Raw genomic sequence first — 20,957 nt, 5'->3', positions numbered from 1 at the left:
TCCTATTGCTCTGTCAGGATCGGCACTCAAATCGAGCTGGAGCTACGCCACCCGCCCCTTCGGGCGGGGTGAACGGCGAGGAGAGCGACATGCACAACCCGGGCACCGCCGCCCCGGACCGATTTCCCGCGCGGGACCGCTTCGCGGACGGCGCGCAGTTCATCGCCGGCCGGTTGACCAGGGGCACCTCGGGACACACGCACGCCGTGGTCGACCCGGCCACCGGCGAGGAGGTGTACACCTACGAGCGGGCCGGCACGCACGACGTCGACGCGGCCGTCGCCGCCGCGCGCGAGGCCTTCCCGGACTGGGCCCGCGCCACGCCGGGCGAGCGGTCCGACGCCCTGCACCGGCTCGCCGCCCTGCTCGCCGACCGCGCCGAGGACTTCGCCCGCGCCGAGTCCCTGCAGTGCGGCAAGCCGCTGAAGCTGACCCGCGGGTTCGACGTGCCGGGCACCGTCGACAACACGGCCTTCTTCGCGGGCGCGGCCCGGCACCTGCAGGGCCAGTCCGCCGCCGAGTACTCCGGCGACCACACCTCGTACGTCCGGCGCGAGCCCATCGGGGTGGTCGGGTCGGTCGCCCCCTGGAACTACCCGCTCCAGATGGCCGCCTGGAAGATCCTCCCGGCCGTCGCCGCGGGCAACACCGTCGTGCTCAAGCCCGCCGAACCGACCCCGCTGACCTCGCTGCTGTTCGCGCAGGCCGCCTCGGACGCCGGCATCCCGGACGGTGTCGTCAACGTCGTCACCGGGACCGGTGCGCAGGCCGGCGAACACCTCGTGGGACACCCCGGCGTGGCCATGACCTCCTTCACCGGCTCCACCGCCGTCGGCAAACGGGTCGCCGAGGTGGCCACCGCCACCGTCAAGCGCCTGCACCTGGAACTGGGCGGCAAGGCCCCCTTCGTCGTCTTCGACGACGCCGACCCGGAGGCGGCGGTCCACGGCGCGGTCGCGGGCGCCCTCATCAACACCGGGCAGGACTGCACGGCCGCCACGCGCGCGTACGTGCAGCGGCCGCTGTACGACGCGTTCGTGGAGCGGACCGCGGCGCTGATGGAGACCGTCCGGCTGGGCGACCCGTTCGCTCCCGGCACCGACCTCGGGCCCCTCGTCTCGCACGCCCAGCGCGACCGCGTCGCGGCCTTCGTGGAGCGGGCCCGCGGCCACGCGCGCGTGGTCACCGGCGGCGAGGCCCCCCGGGGGGACCTCGAGGACGGCGCCTACTACCGGCCCACCCTGATCACCGGCGCGGCCCAGGACAGCGAGATCGTCCAGTCCGAGATCTTCGGTCCGGTACTGGTCGTCCTGCCGTTCGACAGCGATGACGAGGGCATCCGGCTGGCCAACGACACCCCCTACGGCCTGGCCGCCTCCGCGTGGACCCGTGACGTCTACCGCGCCAACCGCGCCACCCGCGAGATCGGGGCGGGCTGCGTGTGGATCAACGACCACATCCCGATCGTCAGCGAGATGCCGCACGGCGGCTCCAAGGCCTCCGGCTTCGGCAAGGACATGTCGATGTACTCATTCGATGAGTACACCCAGGTCAAGCACGTAATGTTCGACAACACGGCGGTGGCCCGGAAGGACTGGCACCGCACGATCTTCGGGGACCGCTAGAGACGATCCGGCCGCCGACCAGGCCGACTCCTCCCGAAAGGGCACCACGCGCATGGAGCAGTACCAGCCCGACCGCCCGACCCCGGCCCGAGCGGCCGCCATGCGGCGCAGCCTGCGCAACGGCCGGGCGGCCCTGACACGCCGGTCGCTGCTGCGCGCCTCCGCGGGCGGCGCGCTCGCGACGGGCGGGCTCGGGGCGCTGAGCGGCTGCGGGATCCCCGCGGCGGGCAAGGCCCGGGGCGGCACCTCCGCCGAGGACCACTCGGCCACGGAGAAGGAGGTGAACTTCTCCAACTGGACCGAGTACATCGACACCGACGACAGCGGCAAGCACCACCCGACGCTCGACGCCTTCCGCCGGCGGACCGGCATCGCGGTCAGGTACACGGAGGACATCAACGACAACAACGAGTTCTTTGGCAAGATCAAACCGCAGCTCGCCGCCGGCCAGGACACGGGCCGCGACGTCATCGTCCTCACCGACTGGCTGGCCGCCCGGCTGATCCGCCTCGGATGGGTCCAAAAACTCGACCCCGCCAACCTGCCGCACGCCTACACCAACCTGTCGTCCCAGTTCCGCAACCCCGACTGGGACCCCGGCCGCGCCTACTCCTACCCCTGGCAGGGCATCTCGACGGTCATCGCCTACAACAGGAAGGCGCTCGACGGCATCGAGGTCAAGTCGGTCTCCGACCTGCTCGACAACCCCAGGCTGAAGGGGCGCGTCGGCTTCCTGTCGGAGATGCGCGACAGCATCGGGATGACCCTGCTGGACATGGGCAAGGACCCGGAGAAGTTCACCGACGACGACTTCGACGCGGTGATCGCCCGCCTGCAGAAGGCCGTCGACAGGGGACAGATCCGCCGCTTCACCGGCAACGACTACACCTCGGACCTCACCAAGGGCGACTTCGCGGCCTGCATCGCCTGGGCCGGTGACGTGGTCCAGCTCAAGGCGGACAGCCCGGACGTCGACTTCGTCATCCCCGACAGCGGCTACATGACGTCGACCGACAACCTGCTGGTCCCCAACAGGGCGCGTCACAAGACGAACGCCGAACGGCTGATCGACTTCTACTACGAGCCCGCACAGGCCGCCGCGCTCGCCGCCTACATCAACTACGTGTCCCCGGTCGACGGCGTGAAGCCCCACCTCGCGAAGATCGACAAGGACGCGGCGGACAACCCGCTGATCGTCCCCGACAAGGCCATGCAGGCCCGCTCCCACGCCTTCCGCTCCCTGAGCCAGAAGGAAGAGACGGCCTACGAAGAGAAGTTCGCGAAGCTGACAGGGGCGTGAGGACGATGAAGACGACGACGGACCCGGGCGGCGACGTCCGCCTCACCGGCATCGGCAAGACGTACGGCTCCTTCACCGCCGTCCACCCGCTGGACCTGACCGTGCCGCAGGGCTCCTTCTTCGCCCTGCTCGGCGCCTCCGGCTGCGGCAAGACCACCACCCTGCGCATGATCGCCGGCCTGGAGGAGCCCACCAGCGGCACCGTGCACCTCGGCGACCAGGACGTCACCCGCCTGCCGCCGTACAAGCGGCCCGTCAACACGGTGTTCCAGTCCTACGCCCTCTTCCCGCACCTGGACATCTTCGAGAACGTCGCCTTCGGCCTGCGCCGGCGCGGCATCAAGAGCGTGAAGAAGCAGGTCGGGGAGATGCTGGAGCTGGTCCAGCTCGGCGAGCAGGCGCGCAAGAAGCCGCACCAGCTCTCCGGCGGCCAGCAGCAGCGCGTCGCCGTGGCCCGCGCGCTGATCAACCACCCCAAGGTGCTCCTGCTCGACGAGCCGCTCGGCGCCCTCGACCTGAAGCTGCGCCGCCGGATGCAGCTGGAGCTCAAGCGCATCCAGACCGAGGTCGGCATCACCTTCATCCACGTCACGCACGACCAGGAGGAGGCCATGACCATGGCCGACACGGTGGCCGTGATGAACGCGGGCCGCGTGGAGCAGCTCGGCCCGCCCACCGACCTCTACGAGAACCCGGGCACCACCTTCGTCGCGAACTTCCTCGGCACCTCCAACCTGGTCGAGGCCGAGGTCGACTCCGTGAGCGGCGGCGACATCGTGCTCCGGACCGGCGGCGGCACGCTGCTCCTGCCCCGGGCGCGCTGTGCGGCGCCGGCGACGGCCGGCGGCAGGGTGCTGGCCGGCGTCCGCCCGGAGAAGATCGCGCTGACCCACGCCGACGACGCGGGGGAGATCCCGGCGGGCCGCAACCGCCTCGCCGGCAGGATCGCCGACGCCAGCTTCATCGGCGTCTCCACGCAGTACGTCGTCGACAGCCCGGCCTGCGACGCGCTCGCGGTGTACGTCCAGAACGTCGAACGCGACGGCCGGCTCGTCCCCGGCGCCGACGTGGTCCTGCACTGGAGCCCGGCCCACACCTTCGGGCTGGACGCGGCCCAGGCGATCGACGCCGGCGTGCGAAGCGTCGAGGAAGAGGCCGCGTAGACATGTCGATACCCACCGGGGCACCCCCGCCCCCCGCCCCCGCCCCCGCCGCACCCGGGCCGAGGACCCCGCGCGGGCGCGGCCGGCTCACGCCGTACTGGCTGCTGCTGCCCGGCCTGCTGTGGCTGGTCGTCTTCTTCGCGCTGCCGATGATCTACCAGGCCTCCACCTCCGTGCAGACGGGCTCCCTGGAACAGGGCTACAAGGTCACCTGGCACTTCGCGACCTACTGGAACGCCCTGACCGCGTACTGGCCGCAGTTCCTGCGCTCCGTCCTCTACGCGGCGGCCGCCACCGTCCTGTGCCTGCTGCTCGGCTACCCGCTGGCCTACCTGATCGCCTTCCGTGCCGGCCGCTGGCGGAACCTGATCATGATCCTGGTGATCGCACCGTTCTTCACCAGCTTCCTGATCCGCACCCTGGCCTGGAAGACGATCCTCGCCGACAACGGTGTCGTCGTGCACACCCTGAACTCGCTGCACCTGCTCGACCTCACCGCCTGGCTCGGCTGGACGGCCGGCGACCGGGTGCTGGCCACCCCGCTCGCCGTGGTGTGCGGACTGACGTACAACTTCCTGCCGTTCATGATCCTGCCGCTGTACACCTCGCTGGAGCGGATCGACGGGCGGCTGCACGAGGCGGCCGGCGACCTGTACGCCAGGCCGTCGACCACCTTCCGCAAGGTCACCTTCCCGCTGTCGATGCCGGGCGTGGTCTCCGGCACGCTGCTGACCTTCATCCCGGCGGCCGGCGACTACGTCAACGCCCAGCTCCTCGGCTCCACCGACACCCGCATGATCGGCAACGTCATCCAGACGCAGTTCCTGACCATCCTGGACTACCCGACGGCGGCCGCCCTCTCCTTCATCCTCATGGCCGGGATCCTGCTCGCGGTCACGGTCTACATCCGCCGCTCCGGGACGGAGGACCTGGTCTAAATGCCCTTCGCCACCTGGCTCAAGCGCCGTCTCGTCGTCATCGCGGGACTCCTGACGCTCGCCTACCTGCTGCTGCCGAACGTCGTCGTGACGGTGTTCTCCTTCAACAAGCCGCAGGGCCGCTTCAACTACGCGTGGCAGCGGTTCTCCACGGACGCCTGGCAGGACCCGTGCGGCGTCTCCGGCATGTGCGGCGCGCTGTCCGTCAGCCTCCGGATCGCCGTGTGGGCGACCATCGGCGCCACCGTCCTGGGCACGATGATCGCCTTCGCACTGGTCCGCTACCGCTTCCGCGCCCGCGGTGCCGTCAACTCGCTGATCTTCCTGCCGATGGCGATGCCCGAGGTCGTCATGGCGGCCTCGCTGCTCACCCTGTTCCTCAACATGGGTGCCCGGCTCGGCTTCTGGACCATCCTGATCGCGCACGTCATGTTCTGCCTCAGCTTCGTCGTCACCGCCGTCAAGGCGCGCGTGATGTCGATGGACCCGCGCCTGGAGGAGGCCGCCCGGGACCTGTACGCCGGGCCGGCGCAGACCTTCCTGCGGGTCACCCTGCCGATCGCGGCACCCGGGATCGCGGCGGGCGCGCTGCTGTCGTTCGCGCTCTCCTTCGACGATTTCGTCATCACCAACTTCAACGCGGGCTCGACCGTGACCTTCCCCATGTTCGTGTGGGGGTCGGCACAGCGCGGGACGCCCGTGCAGATCAACGTCATCGGCACGGCGATGTTCCTCGTCGCCGTGCTGCTCGTCCTGGTCTCCATGCTGATCACCAACCGCCGGACCAAACACAAGGCGTAACACCCCGTAGGGAGTTGAAATCATGGCCCCGAGCGCCATGAGCCGTGGCAAGGACAACTGGACCGCCTCTCTCTCCGAAGCACGGCCGGTCCCGTACTGGCTGGAAGACCCCGGCAAGCCCCACCCCGAGCCCGCCCTCACCGGCACCGACACCTGCGACCTGCTCGTCGTCGGCGGCGGCTACAGCGGACTGTGGACCGCGCTGAACGCCAAGGAGCGCGACCCGCGGCGCGACGTGGTGCTGCTGGAGGCCCGCGAGGTGGGCTGGGCCGCCTCGGGCCGCAACGGCGGCTTCTGCGCCGCCTCCCTCACCCACGGCCTGCCCAACGGCCTCGCCCGCTGGCCGGACGAGATCCACCGGCTGGAGGAACTGGGCAGGCGCAACCTCGACGGGATCGAGGCCGCGATCGCCCGGCACGGCATCGACTGCGACTTCGAGCGCACCGGCGGGATCGACGTCGCCACCGAGACCTACCAGGCCCGGGAGCTGCGCGACTGGCACCGCGCGCTGCAGGACGAGGGCCTCGCCGACGGCATCGACTTCCTGGACGCGGACGCCGTGCGCGAGCAGGTCGACTCGCCCACCTTCCAAGCCGGCCTGTTCGACCGCCGGGGCGTGGCCATGCTGCACCCGGCGAAGCTGGCCTGGGGCCTGAAGCAGGCGTGCGTCCGGCTCGGCGTCCGCGTCCACGAGCACACGCCCGCGCTCACGCTGAAGCAGTACGGCGCCGGCATGGCCGTCGGCACCCCGTACGGCTCCGTCCGCGCCCGCAGGGTCGCGCTCGGCACCAACGTCTTCCCCAGCCTGCTGCGGCGCGTGCGGTCGTACACCGTGCCGGTCTACGACTACGCGCTGATGACCGAGCCGCTGAGCGCCGACCGGCTGGCCGCGATCGGCTGGAGGAACAGGCAGGGCCTCGGTGACTCGGCGAACCAGTTCCACTACTTCCGGCTGTCCGCCGACAACCGCATCCTGTGGGGCGGCTACGACGCGATCTACCCGTACGGCGGCCGGGTGCGTGCCGAGTACGACGACCGGCCGCAGACCTACGCCAAGCTCGCCGGGCACTTCTTCACCTGCTTCCCGCAGCTGGAGGGCGTCCGCTTCACCCACGCCTGGGGCGGCGCGATCGACACCTGCTCCCGCTTCTCGGCGTTCTTCGGCACCGCCCACCGGGGGCGGGTCGCGTACGCGGCCGGCTTCACCGGGCTCGGCGTCGGCGCGACCCGCTTCGGCGCCGACGTGATGCTGGACCTGCTGGACGGGGAGCGGACCGAGCGCACCGAGCTGGAGATGGTCCGCAGGAAGCCGCTGCCGTTCCCGCCGGAGCCGTTCGCCTGGACGGGCATCGCCCTGACCAAGTGGTCCCTGGCCCGCGCGGACGCCCACGCCGGTCGGCGCAACCTGTGGCTGCGGACGATGGACCGGCTGGGACTGGGTTTCGACAGCTGAACCGGCCCCCGCCCACGGGCGGGACCGGACGGGCGGCGCCCGGGCGGCCGACGGGTGTGACCGGGCTCACGCGACCGGGGAGCCGGAACCCGCGTAACGCCCGCCCGGGACCTGCCTCCTCCCCGTGACGCGGACGCGTCCACGACGGAAGGAGGTCCCGTGACGACTGGGGCCAGGACGGCCGCCGCATGGCTGGCGGCCGTCGCACCGGACCCCGGGGCCTGCCGCCGGGAGTGGGAGCGCAGCCCCTCCGGGGTCGCCCTGCTGCCCGCCGGCAAGGCCTGGGACGTACTGATCCTGCCGGGCGACCTCGGCCACCTCACCCTGGACGTGCTCAGCCGGCTCCTCGACCGGCCCGGCCCGGTGCTGGCCGGCTTCGGCGACGGCCGGGTGGGGTTCTTCGTGCCGCCCGGCACCGCGGCCCGCTGGCTGGGCACCGGCATCCGCGGCGCCGGTCGCGGCACCTGGATCGTGGTGCCGCACCCGGACCGGGCGACCCGGCCGGCGCGCTGGCTGGTGCCGCCGGACGGGGCGGGCACGCTGACCGACCCGGTCCTGCTGGAACTGGCGATGCACGAGGCGGCGGGGCCCGCCCACGAGGCGGGCGCGGCCGGGTAGCGCCCCGGACACCTTGACAAGGGAATTGGTCTGGACCAAATGGAGTGCGCTTCCTCCCCCGACTCCCCCTCCCCGGAGGCCCTTGTGGAACGCGCCCCACGCGCCCCACGCGTCCGGCGCAGCCGGCGCAGCCGGCGCCCCGGATCCGTCCTCGCCCTGCTCACGGCCGCGCTGCTGACCGTGCCCGGGATGACCGCGCTCGCGTCGGCCGCCCGCGCGGCGACGCGGACCTCGCGCGGAACGGCGGCTTCGAGTCCGGCCTGTCCGGCTGGACCTGTTCCGCCGGCACCGCGGTCGGCTCACCCGTGCACGGCGGCAGCCCCGCGCTGCAGGCGACCCCGGCCGGCAGCGACAACGCCCGGTGCGCGCAGACGGTGACCGTCCAGCCGAACGCCCGGTACACGCTGTCCGGCTACGTCCGCGGCTCCTACGTCTACCTCGGCGCGAGCGGCACCGGCACCACCGACGCCTCCGCCTGGACCCAGCCCGCCCCCGACTGGCAGAAGCTGAGCACCACCTTCACCACGGGCGCCGCCACCACCGAGGTCACGATCTACACCCACGGCTGGTACGGCACGGGCGCCTACTACGCCGACGACCTCTCGCTCGTCGGCCCCGGCGGCACGGGCGCCGGACAGCCGCCCGCCGCCCCGGGCGGGCTCGGGGCCGGTGCGGGCGAAGTTCGTGCTGTCGACGGCCCCGGAGACCTTCTTCGTGCGGAACGGCTACCAGTATTACGGCACCGGCAAGTGGGGCGGCCAGGACCCCCGCTGCGGGGCGTACCTCCCGGTGATCCACGCCCTGCGCGACGACCTCACCCTGCCGCACGTCCAGGACCACAACTCCGGCCCGGTCATGGGCCTGGACAACCAGTACCACTCCATGGGCGGCGCCGACTTCCACATCGCCATGACCGGCATGCTGCTCACCGGCTTCCCGGTGGCCGGCGACCCGGGCAGCGTCTTCCCGCCGCTGCCCCCCGACCGGGTCGCCATCGGCATGCCGGCGTCCACCAACGCGGGCAACGGCTACGTGCCCCCCTCGGAGGTCACGAAGACGCTGGACTGCCTGACGAAGAGGACGAACTGCGGTTCGTACGCGACCCACGGGACCTGGCCCGGTCTGCGGGGCCTGATGACGTGGTCGGTGAACTGGGACCGCTTCGCGAACTGGGAGTTCCGGAAGACGTTCGGCGGCTACTTCGGCTGAGGTCCGCCACGAGCGACAGGGTGGCCAGCAGCACCGTGCCCAGGCACCAGCTGGCCACCACGTCCAGCGGCCAGTGGTAGCCGTGGCGGACCAGGCCGTAGGACACCCCGAGCACGAGGGCGGCGCAGCCCCCGGCCAGCGACCCGCGGGCCGCAGGGGAGCGCAGCCACGGCAGCAGGAGCAGGGCCGCCGAGCCGTAGGCCACGGCCGCCGTCGCCGTGTGGCCGGAGGGGAAGTAGCCGACCGCCGGGGGCACCACGGGGGTCCCCGGCCGCGCGGTCCACTCCTTCAGCGGCACGACGACCGCCGGGACCAGGGCCATCAGCACGGCCGCCGCGGCGGGCGGCAGCCACCACCGGTCCGCACCGTCGGCACGGCCCCGCCGGGCGGCGTACCAGGCGGCCGCGGCCGTCACGGGGAGCGCGACCCGGACGTCACCGAGGTCGGAGAGCAGTGCGGAGAACCCGTCCGGACGGACGAGGGCCCGGCTGAGGCGGGCGTCCAGGCGCAGGAGCGGGCCGTGGACGAGGACCTGCCAGGTGATCAGCGCGAAGAGGACGGCCGGGACACCGAAGAGCGGGAGACGGCGGGCTGAGGTCGACACGGGGCCCAGCTTCGCAGGTCCGGCCGCGAGGGTGCGGGAAGGAGGCCGGCCGCCCCGGAACAGGGGGGGTGATTCCGGGGCGGCCGCCCGGACCGGGACGCCGCGCGCCCCGGGGGGTTTGGGGCGGCGACCGTCCGATCGGTGAGGAGATCCCGGAGCCGTCAGGCCCCGGTCGTGTGCGCGAGGGCACGGCCAGGTCGAAGCTGGGGAGGCCCCGGCCTGAAGCCGCCCACAGTCCCCTGTGGGCGGGGTGTATCTCTCATCCGGGAAGAACCTACGGCAGCCCGCGGCGCTTGGGCAGACGGAACCGCGACCCGTCATCCACCCCGCACACCTTCTTCACACGGCCTGCCGCAGCGAGCCTCCAGGGGTGCGGACCCCCTGCTCAGATGCGCGAAAGAGCCTGCTCGACGATGTCCAGGCCCTCGTTCAGCAGGTCCTCGCCGATGACCAGCGGCGGCAGGAAGCGCACCACGTTGCCGTAGGTGCCGCAGGTGAGGACCAGCAGGCCCTCCTGGTGGCAGGCTTTGGCCAGCGCGGCGGTCGCCTCCGGGTTCGGCTCCTTGGTCGCGCGGTCCTTGACCAGCTCGATGGCGATCATGGCGCCGCGGCCGCGGACGTCACCGATCACGTCGAACTTCTCGGCCATGGCGGCGAGGCGGGGCTTCATCACCGCCTCGATGCTCCTCGCCCTGGCGTTGAGGTCCAGCTCCTTCATCGTCTCGATGGCGCCGAGCGCACCGGCGCAGGCCACCGGGTTGCCGCCGTAGGTGCCGCCGAGGCCGCCCGCGTGCGCGGCGTCCATGATCTCGGCGCGGCCGGTGACGGCTGCCAGCGGCAGACCACCGGCGATGCCCTTGGCGGTGGTGATCAGGTCCGGGACGATGCCCTCGTCCTCGCAGGCGAACCACTGGCCGGTGCGGCAGAAGCCGGACTGGATCTCGTCGGCGACGAAGACGATGCCGTTGTCGGCGGCGAAGCGGCGGATCGCGGGCAGGAAGCCCTTGGCCGGCTCGATGAAGCCGCCCTCGCCGAGCACCGGCTCGATGATGATCGCGGCCACGTTGTCCGGGCCGACCTGCTTGGTGATCTGGTCGATGGCCTGCGCGGCGGCCTCGGGGCCGGCGTTCTGCGGGCCGGTCGGCCAGCGGTAGCCGTAGGCGACCGGGACGCGGTAGACCTCGGGCGCGAACGGTCCGAAGCCGTGCTTGTACGGCATGTTCTTCGCGGTCAGCGCCATGGTGAGGTTCGTGCGGCCGTGGTAGCCGTGGTCGAACACGACGACCGCCTGCCGCCCGGTGTACGCGCGGGCGATCTTGACGGCGTTCTCGACGGCCTCGGCGCCGGAGTTGAACAGCGCGGACTTCTTGGCGTGGTCGCCCGGGGTCAGCTCGGCCAGCGCCTCGGCGACGGCCACGTAGCCCTCGTAGGGGGTGACCATGAAACAGGTGTGGGTGAAGTCGGCCAGCTGCGCGCTCGCCCGGCGCACCACGGCCTCGGCGGAGGCGCCGACGGAGGTCACGGCGATGCCGGAGCCGAAGTCGATGAGGCTGTTGCCGTCGACGTCCTCGATCACGCCGCCGCCCGCGCGCGTGACGAACACGGGCAGCGTGGAGCCCACGCCCTGCGCGACCGCCGCGGTGCGGCGGGCCTGCAGCTCCTGCGACTTCGGGCCGGGGATGGCGGTGACGACGCGGCGCTCCTGCGGAAGTGCGGTCATGCGGGGCTCCTGGGGTGTTGCCGGGTTCCTTCTGTTCCTCTTCCCGCAGGCTAGGACGGCCGCCGGGGAGTGGGCATGCTCCATGTGGGCGTTGTCGGCAGCCACGGTTGTCCGCGGTGGACATAGCGTGGTGGCGGCCCGCACGGGGCACGAACGGGTCCGTGGGACCCCTCTCGGCCGCGTAAGCGGTGAACTCCCCTTGCTGGGGCGTTAGATTGGCTCGCTGACGGTGGACGGAACGGCTGGTCAGGGGGCAAGGGCGATGGACGGAGACGGGACGCGCGACGCGCGCGGCACGCAGGCGGATCCGGTGCCGCGCCCAGCGGCGCCCCGGGAGGGTTCCGCCTTGCCGCCCATGCCCCCGGTGCCGCCCGGGGCGCCGCCCCGGCCGGACGGCTCCGCCTTCCTGGCCTGGCTGCGGGCCCCCCGGCCGCAGGCGGCACCCGGTGTGTGGCGCTTCGGCCACCGGCCCCGGCCCGAGCAGGAGCCCGAGCTGATCCCGGCCCGGCAGCTGCTGAGCGGTGCCCTGATCGCCTTCCTCGTGGGCTGGCTGGTGTGGTCCCTGCTGTGGAACGGCTACCTCGGCGGCTGGTGGGTGCTGCCCCTGGAGCTGTTCACCCCCGACTCCTGGCGGGAGGGCAACGACCGCGTCGGCAACGCCGTCCTGTGGTACTCGTACTACACCCTCATCGCCGCCGCCATCGCGCTCGCCGTCGGCCGCATCGGCCGCTGGGGCGAGGTGTGGCGCCGCTACGGCCCGCCCGCCTGGCGCCCGGCCGCACCGGTGGCCGAACGGCCGCCCGCGCCCGAGGAGGACGCCGCCGAGTGGCCCCAGCTGCGGCAGGCCGGCGCGCACGAGGCCGCCGAACGGCTGGCCGCCGAGGCGCGGGCCGGCCTCATGCGCGACGTCGACCACGCGCGCATCGGCCGGGCCTGGCAGGCGGTGCGCTCCGGACGGCACAGCATCGCCGCCTTCACCGCCGCCGTGCTGAGGGACGGCTCCGCCGCCTGCCCGCACCCCTCCGGGGCACGCGACCTGCCCGTCCGCAACGCCCGGCACGACCTGCTCACCGGACAGGTCCGCCTCGGCACCACCGCCGACGACCCGCGCAACCCCTACCAGTACCGGGGCGCCGGGCTCGCCCTCGACCCCGAGCTGCTCGGCACCTCGCTGCTCGCCGTCGGCCCGGCCGGCTCCGGCAAGACCGGCACGGTGATCCGGCCGCTGGCCGAGTCGCTCTGCCTGCACGCCCTCGCCGGACGCGCCGCCGTGGTCGTCGTCGGCGCGGCGGGCGCGGGCCTGGGGCCGGCCGAGTCGTACGACGTCGTCGTCCGCGTCGGGCACCCCGAGTCCGTCCACGACCTCGACCTGTACGGCGGCACCACCGACCCGGACGAGGCCGCCGCCATACTCGCCGAGGCCCTCGTCGGCGACCTCGTCGACCCGCACCCCGGCAGCGACAGTCGCCGCTCCACCACCGTCCTCGCCCAGCTGCTCGGTCCCTTCCACGCCGTCCACGGCCGCTTCCCGTCCGTCCCCGAGCTGCGCGGTCTCCTCGACGGCGCGCCCGGCCCGCTGGCCGCGCTGCGCAGGGCGCTGACGGACACCGGGCAGGAACCGCTGCTCAGGGAGCTCGACGCCCGCGAACGGCAGATGGCCCACCCCGGCGACGTCGGCACGGTCCTCGCCGACCGGATCGCGCTGCTCGACCGGCCCGCCTTCGCCGCCTTCTTCGACACCTCCGGCCGGACCCGGCCGTTCTCCCTCAGGGCCCTGGACCACCCGGTCCGCGTCCGCATCGACCTGCCCCCGCGCGGGCACGCCGACGCCTCCCGGATCCTGGCCCGGCTGGTGCTCGCCCAGTTCACGGCCGGTGTGACCGTGCGGGAGGACCGTTCGCTGTTCGCCTGCCTGCTGCTGGACGACGCCGCCGGCGTCGTCACCCCCGAGGCCGTGCGCGGCATCCAGCGGCTGCGCTCCGCGGGCGCCGGTGCCGTGCTGACCCTGCGCACCCTGGACGACGTGGCCCGGCCGCTGCGCGGCCCGCTGCTCGGCGCCACCGGCTGCCGGATGGCGCTGTCCGGGCTCACCCCCTGGGACGGGCAGGACTTCGCCGAGGTGTGGGGCAAGGAGTGGACCGAGACCCGGGACGTCACCGACCGGCAGATCATCGCCGAGACCCCGGCCGGCAAGGCCGTGCACATGCTGCGCCGGGTCATCACCGGCCAGGCGCCCACCGCCCGGGCCGTCACCGTCCGCCAGGTGGAACGCGAGCGCTGGTCGGCCTCCGAACTGGCGCACGCCGTCCCGCCGGGGCACGCGGTGCTGTCGCTGACGAGCGTGCAGGGCGAGCACGCACCGCCGCTGCTGGTGGACCTGCGGGGCTGAGGCACGGCCGTCGGGTCCGCCCGATCGTACGGTGAGGCAGAATCGGCACAGGCCGTTCGTACGCGACGGCGAAATGATCACGATGATCGCCGAAGCCTCCCGGTCCACCCAGCCCTGAAGGTCCCATGCCCCCGACCCTCGCCTCGCTCGTCCACCACTCCGCGCTCAGGCTGACCGTGCGCGCGGGCGAGGACCGCCTCGACGTGCCCGTCCGCTGGGCGCACGTGAGCGAGCTGGCCGACCCCGTCCCCTACATGGAGGGCGGCGAGCTGCTGCTGATCACCGCCCTCAAGCTGGACGCGGAGGACCCCCAGGCGATGCGCCGCTACGTGAAGCGGCTGGTCGGCGCCGGGGTGGTCGGGCTGGGCTTCGCGGTCGGCGTCAACTACGAGCAGATCCCCCGGGCCCTCGTCGAGGCCGCCGAACAGGAGGGGCTGCCGCTGCTGGAGGTGCCCCGCCGCACTCCCTTCCTCGCCATCAGCAAGGCCGTCTCCGCGGCGATCGCCGCCGACCAGTACCGGGCCGTGACGGCGGGCTTCGCCGCCCAGCGCGAGCTGACCCGGCAGACCCTGACCGCCGGCCCCGAAGGGCTGCTGGCCGCGCTCGCCGCCCAGGTCGACGGGTGGGCGGCGCTGTACGACGCCTCGGGCGCCGTCGTCGCCGCCGCGCCGGAGTGGGCCCACCGCCGGGCCGCCCGGCTCACCCCCGAGGTCCAACGGCTGCGCGAACGCCCGGCGCCCGCCTCCTCCGTGGTCGGCGGACCGGACGACGACGACCGGATCGAACTGCACTCCCTGGGGGCGGGCCGGCGCCCCCGCGCGGCACTCGCCGTCGGCACCGCGTCCGCCCCCGGCACCGCCGAGCGGTACGCCGTCCACTCCGCCATCGCCCTGCTGACCCTCACCACCGAGCGCTCCCGTTCCCTGCACGCGGCCGAGCAGCGGATCGGCGCGGCCGTGCTGCGCATGCTGCTCGCCGGGGAACCGGACCACGCCCGGACCGTCGCCGGGGACCTGTACGGCGGGCTGCTCGACGCGCCGTTCCGGGTGATCGTGGCCGAGTCGGTGTCCGGCGCCAATCCCCTGGGCGGCCTCGCGGAGGAGGCCGAGGCCGCCGCGGCCCGCTCCGGCGAGGCGGTGCTGGCCGTGCCGGAGGGGGAGCGGCTGGTGGTGCTGGCCGCCGACAGGGGCGCGGTGGTGGCCGCCTGCACCGCGCACGCGGCGGTGCTGGAACAGGCCCGGTCCATGCCCGAGCAGGGCGCGGAGCACCAGGACGGGCTGGTCGTCGGCCTCTCGGCGCCCTCCGGCCCGATCGCCGCGGCGGCGGCCTACAAGCAGGCCGAGCAGGCGCTGTCGGTGGCGCGGCGGCGCGGTCGGGTGCTCGTGGAGCACGAGCGGCTGGCCGCGGGGTCCGTGCTGCCGCTGCTCGCCGACGACGCGGTGAGGGCCTTCGCCGACGGTCTGCTGTGCGCGCTGCGCGAGCACGACGCGACGGGCCGCGGCGACCTGGTCGCCTCGCTGCGGGCGTGGCTGTCCCGGCACGGCCAGTGGGACGCCGCCGCGGCCGACCTGGGCGTCCACCGGCACACGCTGCGCTACCGGATGCGCCGGGTCGAGGAGATCCTGGGGCGCTCCCTGGACGACCCGGACGTCCGGATGGAACTGTGGCTGGCCCTGAAGGCGACGTCGCAGGAGTGACCGGCCCGGGGACGGCCCCGCCCCCACCACGCCAATCCGGCACATCCCCGCCGCCCACCACTACGACTCGGACAAGCGCATCCCACCGCCGCGCGGCCTACCGTGGACCACGCAACCGACAGCACACCTCAACGCGGAAGGGCCGGGATCCCGAACATGACTTCCACCCACGCCTTCTGGCTCGCCGGCCGCCAGGTCACCGGCGAGGACGCCTTCGACGTCACCTCGCCATGGGACGGCCGGCTCGTCGGCAGGGTCAGCGTGCCCACCGACGCCCAGGTGGAGGAGGCCGTGGCCGCCGCGCACGCCGTCCGCGACGAGTTCGCCGCCACCCCGGCGCACGTGCGCGCCGCCGCCCTCGACCACGTCAGCCGGCGCCTGGCCGAGCGCACCGAGGAGATCGCCCGGCTGATCTCCGCCGAGAACGGCAAGCCGGTCAAGTGGGCCCGCGGCGAGGTCGGCCGGGCCGTCTCCGTGTTCCGGCTCGCCGCCGAGGAGGCCCGCCGCTTCAACGGCGGCGAGGCCCAGCGCCTCGACACGGACGCCGGTGGCCAGGGCCGCCTGGCGCTGACCCGCCGCTTCCCGAAGGGCGCCGTCCTCGGCATCGCGCCGTTCAACTTCCCGCTGAACCTGTGCGCCCACAAGGTCGCCCCGGCCGTCGCCGCCGGTGCCCCCATCATCCTGAAGCCGGCGCCCGCCACCCCCCTGTCCGGCCTGATCATCGGTGACCTGCTCGCCGAGACCGACCTGCCCGCCGGCTCCTGGTCGATCCTGCCGGTCTCCAACGACCGCATGCCCGCCCTCGTCCAGGACGAGCGCCTGCCCGTGATCTCCTTCACCGGTTCGGAGAAGGTCGGCTACGCGATCATGGATTCGGTGCCGCGCAAGCACTGCACGCTGGAGCTGGGCGGCAACGGCGCGGCCGTGGTCCTCGGCGACTACGCGAGCGACGCCGACCTGGACTGGGCGGCCACCCGCATCGCGACGTTCTCCAACTACCAGGGCGGCCAGTCCTGCATCTCGGTGCAGCGGGTCATCGCGGACGCGTCCGTGTACGACCGTCTGCTCCCGCGCATCGTCGCCGCCGTGGAGGCCCAGGTCACCGGCGACCCGAGCGACGAGGGGACCGACGTCGGCCCGCTGGTCAGCGAGGAGGCCGCCCGGCGCGTCGAGTCGTGGGTGGACGAGGCGGTCGCGGCGGGCGCCCGGCTCCTCACCGGTGGCAAGCGCGAGGGCGCCTCCTACGCGCCGACGGTCCTCGCCGACGTACCGGCGGACACCACGATCTCCTGCGAGGAGGTCTTCGGCCCCGTCCTCACCGTGCAGCGGGCCGACGGCGAGGACGCGGCCTTCGCCGCCGTCAACGACTCCAAGTACGGCCTCCAGGCGGGTGTGTTCACCCACGACCTGCAGGCCGCCTTCCGCGCCCACCGCGCCCTGGAGGTCGGCGGCGTGGTCATCGGCGACGTCCCGTCCTACCGCGCCGACCAGATGCCGTACGGCGGCGTCAAGAAGTCCGGCGTGGGCCGCGAGGGCGTCCGGTTCGCGATGGAGGACTACACCTACGAGCGCGTCCTGGTCCTCACGGGCCTCGCGCTCTGACCTGCCACGGACAGGTCGGACGGCAACGGCCGGAGCCCGCTGTGCGGGGGCTCCGGCCGTCGGTCTTCCCGCCCGCGCCGAGGATCTCGACGCGCTTCGCGAACGGCGGGCGGGGATCGCGGAAGGGCGGGGCCGAGGGCGGGTGAGCGGTCACGGGCGGTTTCCCCCGGCAGCGAGTGGCACGGCTCTTTCGAAGCGCTTCGATGCTCGGTCGAGACAGGGCGGGGCGCCAAGGCGCCGACCGCACGGAGGCCGATTCCGTGACTGATCGGCAAGAGGCGGCAGGGGCGAAGGGAGCGGGTTGCGGTCGAGGAACCTTGGAGGTGGCCCTTGTGCGCCTCCAGGCGTTCACCTAACCTCGCAGCAGTATCGAAGCGCTTCGACGCGACTCGCCCTGCCGCCGGACTCCCGGGGCACCTCCGCCCGGCGACGTCCCGGCCGCACCCCGCTCAGCCAGGCCCGCTCAGCCGGATCCACTCAAGACACCGCAGCCGACGGCCACCGCCGGGTGTCCTGGTGCGCCACGAAGGGTTGACGCAATGACGCCGAACGTCGCCCCCGCCCCCTCCGGTCCCGGCCGGAGGGACTCCTCCGCCTCCACCCGAGCTGTTCGGCATCCGCACGCTGCACGCGCGGTGGCCGCCGGAGGCGGGGAGGGGGGGACCGTGCGGTGCGACGGCTTCCGCGGCACCCCGTGGTCGCAGGAGATCGAACCGGAGCCCGCCGGGACCGTGCCCTACCCGGGCGGTGAGCCGGACGGGCCGCCCGCCGTCCCGGACGCCCTCCGCCGGGAGCGGCTGCGGGGCGGGCGCACCCGGTTCGGCGCCGGGATCGGCCTCACCCGGCGTCAGGACGGTGCCCGGGCCGTCCTGAAGCCGAGCCGCACCACGCGCGTCGAACCGCGGACCCGCTCCGGTACCGCACCGCCCGACCTGGTCGCCGGAGAGCACCGCGTCCTCACCCCGGGGGCGCGGCAACCCGGGAAACTCCCCCCACCCATGGAAAGGGACACCATGGCACACACCATCACGGGCCGGGTCGCGACGGCCCTGCTGGCACCCGCCCTCGCCCTCACCGCCACCGTCGCCCTGGCCTCGGCGCCCGCCTCCGCCGCCGTCTGGAGCTCCTGCGACCAGTGGGGCAACACCACCCTGGACGGCTACACCCTCTACAACAACATCTGGGGCTCCGGGGCCGGGAGCCAGTGCGTCTGGGCCAACTCCGGCACCAACTGGGGCGTCAACGCCAACCACCCGAACACCGGCGGCATCAAGTCGTACCCCAACGCCAAGAAGGTGATCAACAAGTCGATCGCCTCCCTCTCCTCGCTCACCAGCAGCTACAACGTCACCGTCCCGTCGTCCGGCGCGTACAACACCTCGTACGACATCTGGGACACCGGCTACCGGTACGAGATCATGCTCTGGGTCAACAAGACCGGGGCCGTCGGCCCGCTCGGCACCTCGCAGGGCACGGTCACCCTCGGCGGGTCCACCTGGACCGTCTACAAGGGCAACAACGGCGCCAACGACGTCTTCTCCTTCATCCGCAGCTCCAACTCCAGCTCCGGCACGGTCAACGTCCTGCCGATCCTGAAGTGGATCAAGGACACCAAGGGCTGGTTCGGCAACGTGACCGTCGGCGACCTCCAGTTCGGCTTCGAGATCACCTCGGCGTCCGGCGGACTGGACTTCACCACCAACAGCTACGGCGTCAGCGGCGGCTGAGCCGCGCCGGGGGCCGGCCCCGTCCGGGACCGGCCCCTCCCGCGCTACCCGGCCACCGGCAGCTCCGCGCCGTCCCGCAGGAACAGCGGGATACGGTCCAGCGGGGCGTCCACCGTCACCGCCGCACCGCCCTCGTACGTCCCCCCCGTCCAGGCGTCCGTCCACCGCGCCCCCGCCGGCAGGTACGTCGTGCGGGCCGTGGCCCCGGCCGTCAGCACCGGGGCCACCAGCAGGTCGCGGCCGAAGAGGTAGGCGTCGTCGACCGACCAGGCCGCCTGGTCGTCCGGGAACTCCAGGAACAGCGGGCGCAGCACCGGCAGCCCCTCCTCGTGCGCCTCCCGCATGACGCGCAGGACGTACGGCTTCAGCCGCTCGCGCAGCCGCAGGTACTTCTCCAGGATCGCGCCGGCCTCCGGGCCGTAGGACCACACCTCGTTCGGACCGCCGGTCATCTCCGGGCCCAGCGGCATGCCCGGATCGCGGAAACCGTGCAGCCGCATCAGCGGGGACAGCGCGCCGAACTGGAACCAGCGGACCATCACCTCCCGGTACGCCGGGTCGTCCGGGTCGCCGCCGTGGAAGCCGCCGATGTCCGTGTTCCACCACGGGATGCCCGACAGCGCGGTGTTCAGACCGGCCGCGATCTGCCGGCGCAGGGTGGCGAAGTCGGTGCCGACGTCACCGGACCACAGGGCGGCGCCGTAGCGCTGACTGCCCGCCCACGCCGAGCGGTTGAGGGTGATCACCTCCGGCTCCCCGGCGGCCAGCAGGCCCTCGTGGAAGGTGCGGGCGTTCTCGCGCGGGTAGAGGTTGCCGACCTCCGGGCCGGGGCCCGCCCAGTAGCGCAGGTTCTCCGGGAAGCCCGGCTTCAGCTCCGGTTCGCACGCGTCCAGCCAGAAGGCCGTGATGCCGTACGGGGCCAGGTAGTGGTCCCGGACCCGGGACCACACGAACTCCCGGGCCCCGGGGTTGGTGGCGTCGTAGAAGGCCACCTGGACGGCCGAGGCGACCCCCTTGTCCGGCCAGTCGGCGTGCGCCGTGGGGCCGTACTGGGTGCCGATGAAGTAGCCGCGCTGCTCCATGAGCGCGTGGTTCTCGGACAGCGGCGACACCGACGGCCACACCGACACCACCAGTCTGACGCCCATCTCCTCCAGCTCCCGGACCATCGCCGCCGGGTCCGGCCACTGCGCGGGGTCGAACTTCCACTCACCGAGGTGCGTCCAGTGGAAGAAGTCGCAGACGATCGCGGACAGGGGCAGCCCCCGGCGCCGGTACTCCCGGGCCACCCGCAGGAGTTCGTCCTGCGTGCGGTAGCGCAGCTTGCACTGCCAGAAACCCGCCGCCCACTCGGGGAGCATCGGCGCACGCCCGGTCACCGCGCTGTAGGCGCGCTGCCCGTCGGCCGGACCGCCCGCGGTGATCCAGTAGTCGAGCTGCCGGGCCGAGTCGGCCACCCACCGGGTGCCGTTGGCCGCCAGCTCCACCCGGCCGATCGCCGGGTTGTTCCACAGCAGGGTGTAGCCCCGGCTGGACACCAGCACCGGCACGCTCACCTCGGCGTTGCGCTGCACCAGGTCCAGCACCAGGCCCTTCTGGTCCAGCCGTCCGTGCTGGTGCTGGCCCAGTCCGTACAACCTCTCGCCGTCGTAGGCGGCGAAACGCTGCTCCAGGCGGTGGTGGCCGCCGCCGACGGCCGTGTACAGGCGCGGACCGGGCCACCAGAAGTGGGCGCGCTCCTCGGCGAGCAGCTCCGAGCCGTCGGCGGTGCGCAGGAACCGGACCAGGCCCTCGGCGCTGACCTCGGCGGTCAGCGCGCCGACCGTCACGCGGGCCCGGTCCGCACCCCTCTCGACGGTGCCGGCGGCCGGCGGCCGCCCGTCGAGCAGGGCGCCCGGCAGCCCTTCGAGCACCGGGCCGCCGAGCCGGGCCCGCACCCGGACCGCGTCCGGACCCCACGGCTCGATCCGTACCGTCTCCTGGCGGCCGCTCCACTCCAGCGCCCCCTCCCGCTCCCGGAAGACGCCGACGGTGGGGGAGGAGTGCGCGAGGGAGACCCCGGGCGGCGCGACGGCGGGCTGGACTTCCTCGGGCTGGTTCACGGCGTGCTC

The 20,957-nt window shown here is 73.4% G+C and carries 14 protein-coding genes and 1 pseudogene; 12 read left to right on the top strand and 3 right to left on the bottom strand.

Annotation, left to right across the window (positions count from 1 at the left end):
- Positions 1–89: 89 nt before the first annotated feature.
- The 8 genes and pseudogenes from QQY24_RS08700 to QQY24_RS08665 all read left to right on the top strand — a co-directional run.
- Positions 90–1,625 carry a gamma-aminobutyraldehyde dehydrogenase gene (locus QQY24_RS08700; RefSeq protein ID WP_301972098.1) on the top strand — a complete coding sequence of 512 codons (1,536 nt, stop codon included), beginning with the start codon at positions 90–92 and terminating at the stop codon, positions 1,623–1,625.
- A 52-nt stretch (positions 1,626–1,677) separates the two neighbouring features.
- Positions 1,678–2,925, top strand: a complete 1,248-nt coding sequence (locus tag QQY24_RS08695) for a spermidine/putrescine ABC transporter substrate-binding protein (RefSeq protein WP_301972097.1) — start codon at positions 1,678–1,680, stop codon at positions 2,923–2,925.
- Entirely contained in the window at positions 2,922–4,088 is a 1,167-nt protein-coding gene (locus QQY24_RS08690; RefSeq protein WP_301972096.1) for an ABC transporter ATP-binding protein, read from the top strand. The genes QQY24_RS08695 and QQY24_RS08690 overlap by 4 nt, the downstream gene beginning before the upstream one ends.
- A gap of 2 nt (positions 4,089–4,090) precedes the next feature.
- Entirely contained in the window at positions 4,091–5,026 is a 936-nt protein-coding gene (locus QQY24_RS08685) for an ABC transporter permease (RefSeq protein WP_301972095.1), read from the top strand.
- Complete coding sequence (locus QQY24_RS08680) at positions 5,027–5,827, top strand: ABC transporter permease (RefSeq protein WP_301972094.1); 801 nt, start codon at positions 5,027–5,029, stop codon at positions 5,825–5,827.
- Between the two features lie 22 nt (positions 5,828–5,849).
- Positions 5,850–7,280, top strand: a complete 1,431-nt coding sequence (locus QQY24_RS08675; protein WP_301972093.1) for an FAD-binding oxidoreductase — start codon at positions 5,850–5,852, stop codon at positions 7,278–7,280.
- Positions 7,281–7,439: 159 nt separating this feature from the next.
- Positions 7,440–7,898: a hypothetical protein gene (locus tag QQY24_RS08670; RefSeq protein WP_301972092.1), complete on the top strand. Its 459-nt coding sequence runs from the start codon at positions 7,440–7,442 to the stop codon at positions 7,896–7,898.
- 44 nt (positions 7,899–7,942) lie between these two features.
- Positions 7,943–8,407, top strand: a pseudogene (locus QQY24_RS08665) (carbohydrate binding domain-containing protein); the annotation flags it as partial.
- Positions 8,408–8,946: 539 nt separating this feature from the next.
- Here QQY24_RS08665 and QQY24_RS08660 read toward each other — a convergent pair.
- Both QQY24_RS08660 and gabT read right to left on the bottom strand, forming a co-directional pair.
- Positions 8,947–9,711, bottom strand: a complete 765-nt coding sequence (locus QQY24_RS08660) for a phosphatase PAP2 family protein (protein ID WP_301972091.1) — start codon at positions 9,709–9,711, stop codon at positions 8,947–8,949.
- A gap of 385 nt (positions 9,712–10,096) precedes the next feature.
- Positions 10,097–11,431, bottom strand: coding sequence for a 4-aminobutyrate--2-oxoglutarate transaminase (gabT, locus tag QQY24_RS08655; protein ID WP_301972089.1), 1,335 nt, complete (start codon positions 11,429–11,431; stop codon positions 10,097–10,099).
- Positions 11,432–11,693: 262 nt separating this feature from the next.
- Between gabT and QQY24_RS08650 the strand changes: the two genes are divergently transcribed.
- The 4 genes from QQY24_RS08650 to QQY24_RS08635 all read left to right on the top strand — a co-directional run bounded on the left by QQY24_RS08650 (position 11,694) and on the right by QQY24_RS08635 (position 18,846).
- Positions 11,694–13,820, top strand: coding sequence for an ATP-binding protein (locus tag QQY24_RS08650; RefSeq protein ID WP_301972088.1), 2,127 nt, complete (start codon positions 11,694–11,696; stop codon positions 13,818–13,820).
- Between the two features lie 125 nt (positions 13,821–13,945).
- A complete protein-coding gene (locus tag QQY24_RS08645; protein WP_301972087.1) occupies positions 13,946–15,517 on the top strand; it encodes a PucR family transcriptional regulator in 1,572 nt (523 codons plus the stop codon).
- Positions 15,518–15,673: 156 nt separating this feature from the next.
- Positions 15,674–17,119: an aldehyde dehydrogenase family protein gene (locus tag QQY24_RS08640; protein WP_301972086.1), complete on the top strand. Its 1,446-nt coding sequence runs from the start codon at positions 15,674–15,676 to the stop codon at positions 17,117–17,119.
- Between the two features lie 998 nt (positions 17,120–18,117).
- Positions 18,118–18,846, top strand: a complete 729-nt coding sequence (locus QQY24_RS08635) for a hypothetical protein (protein ID WP_301976179.1) — start codon at positions 18,118–18,120, stop codon at positions 18,844–18,846.
- Between the two features lie 44 nt (positions 18,847–18,890).
- Here QQY24_RS08635 and QQY24_RS08630 read toward each other — a convergent pair whose 3' ends face one another.
- Positions 18,891–20,948 carry a TIM-barrel domain-containing protein gene (locus QQY24_RS08630; protein ID WP_301972085.1) on the bottom strand — a complete coding sequence of 686 codons (2,058 nt, stop codon included), beginning with the start codon at positions 20,946–20,948 and terminating at the stop codon, positions 18,891–18,893.
- Between the last annotated feature and the right edge of the window lie 9 nt (positions 20,949–20,957).

This window comes from Streptomyces sp. TG1A-8, assembly GCF_030499535.1.
GTDB lineage: Bacteria > Actinomycetota > Actinomycetes > Streptomycetales > Streptomycetaceae > Streptomyces.
This window is presented reverse-complemented; position numbering and strand designations above follow the sequence as displayed.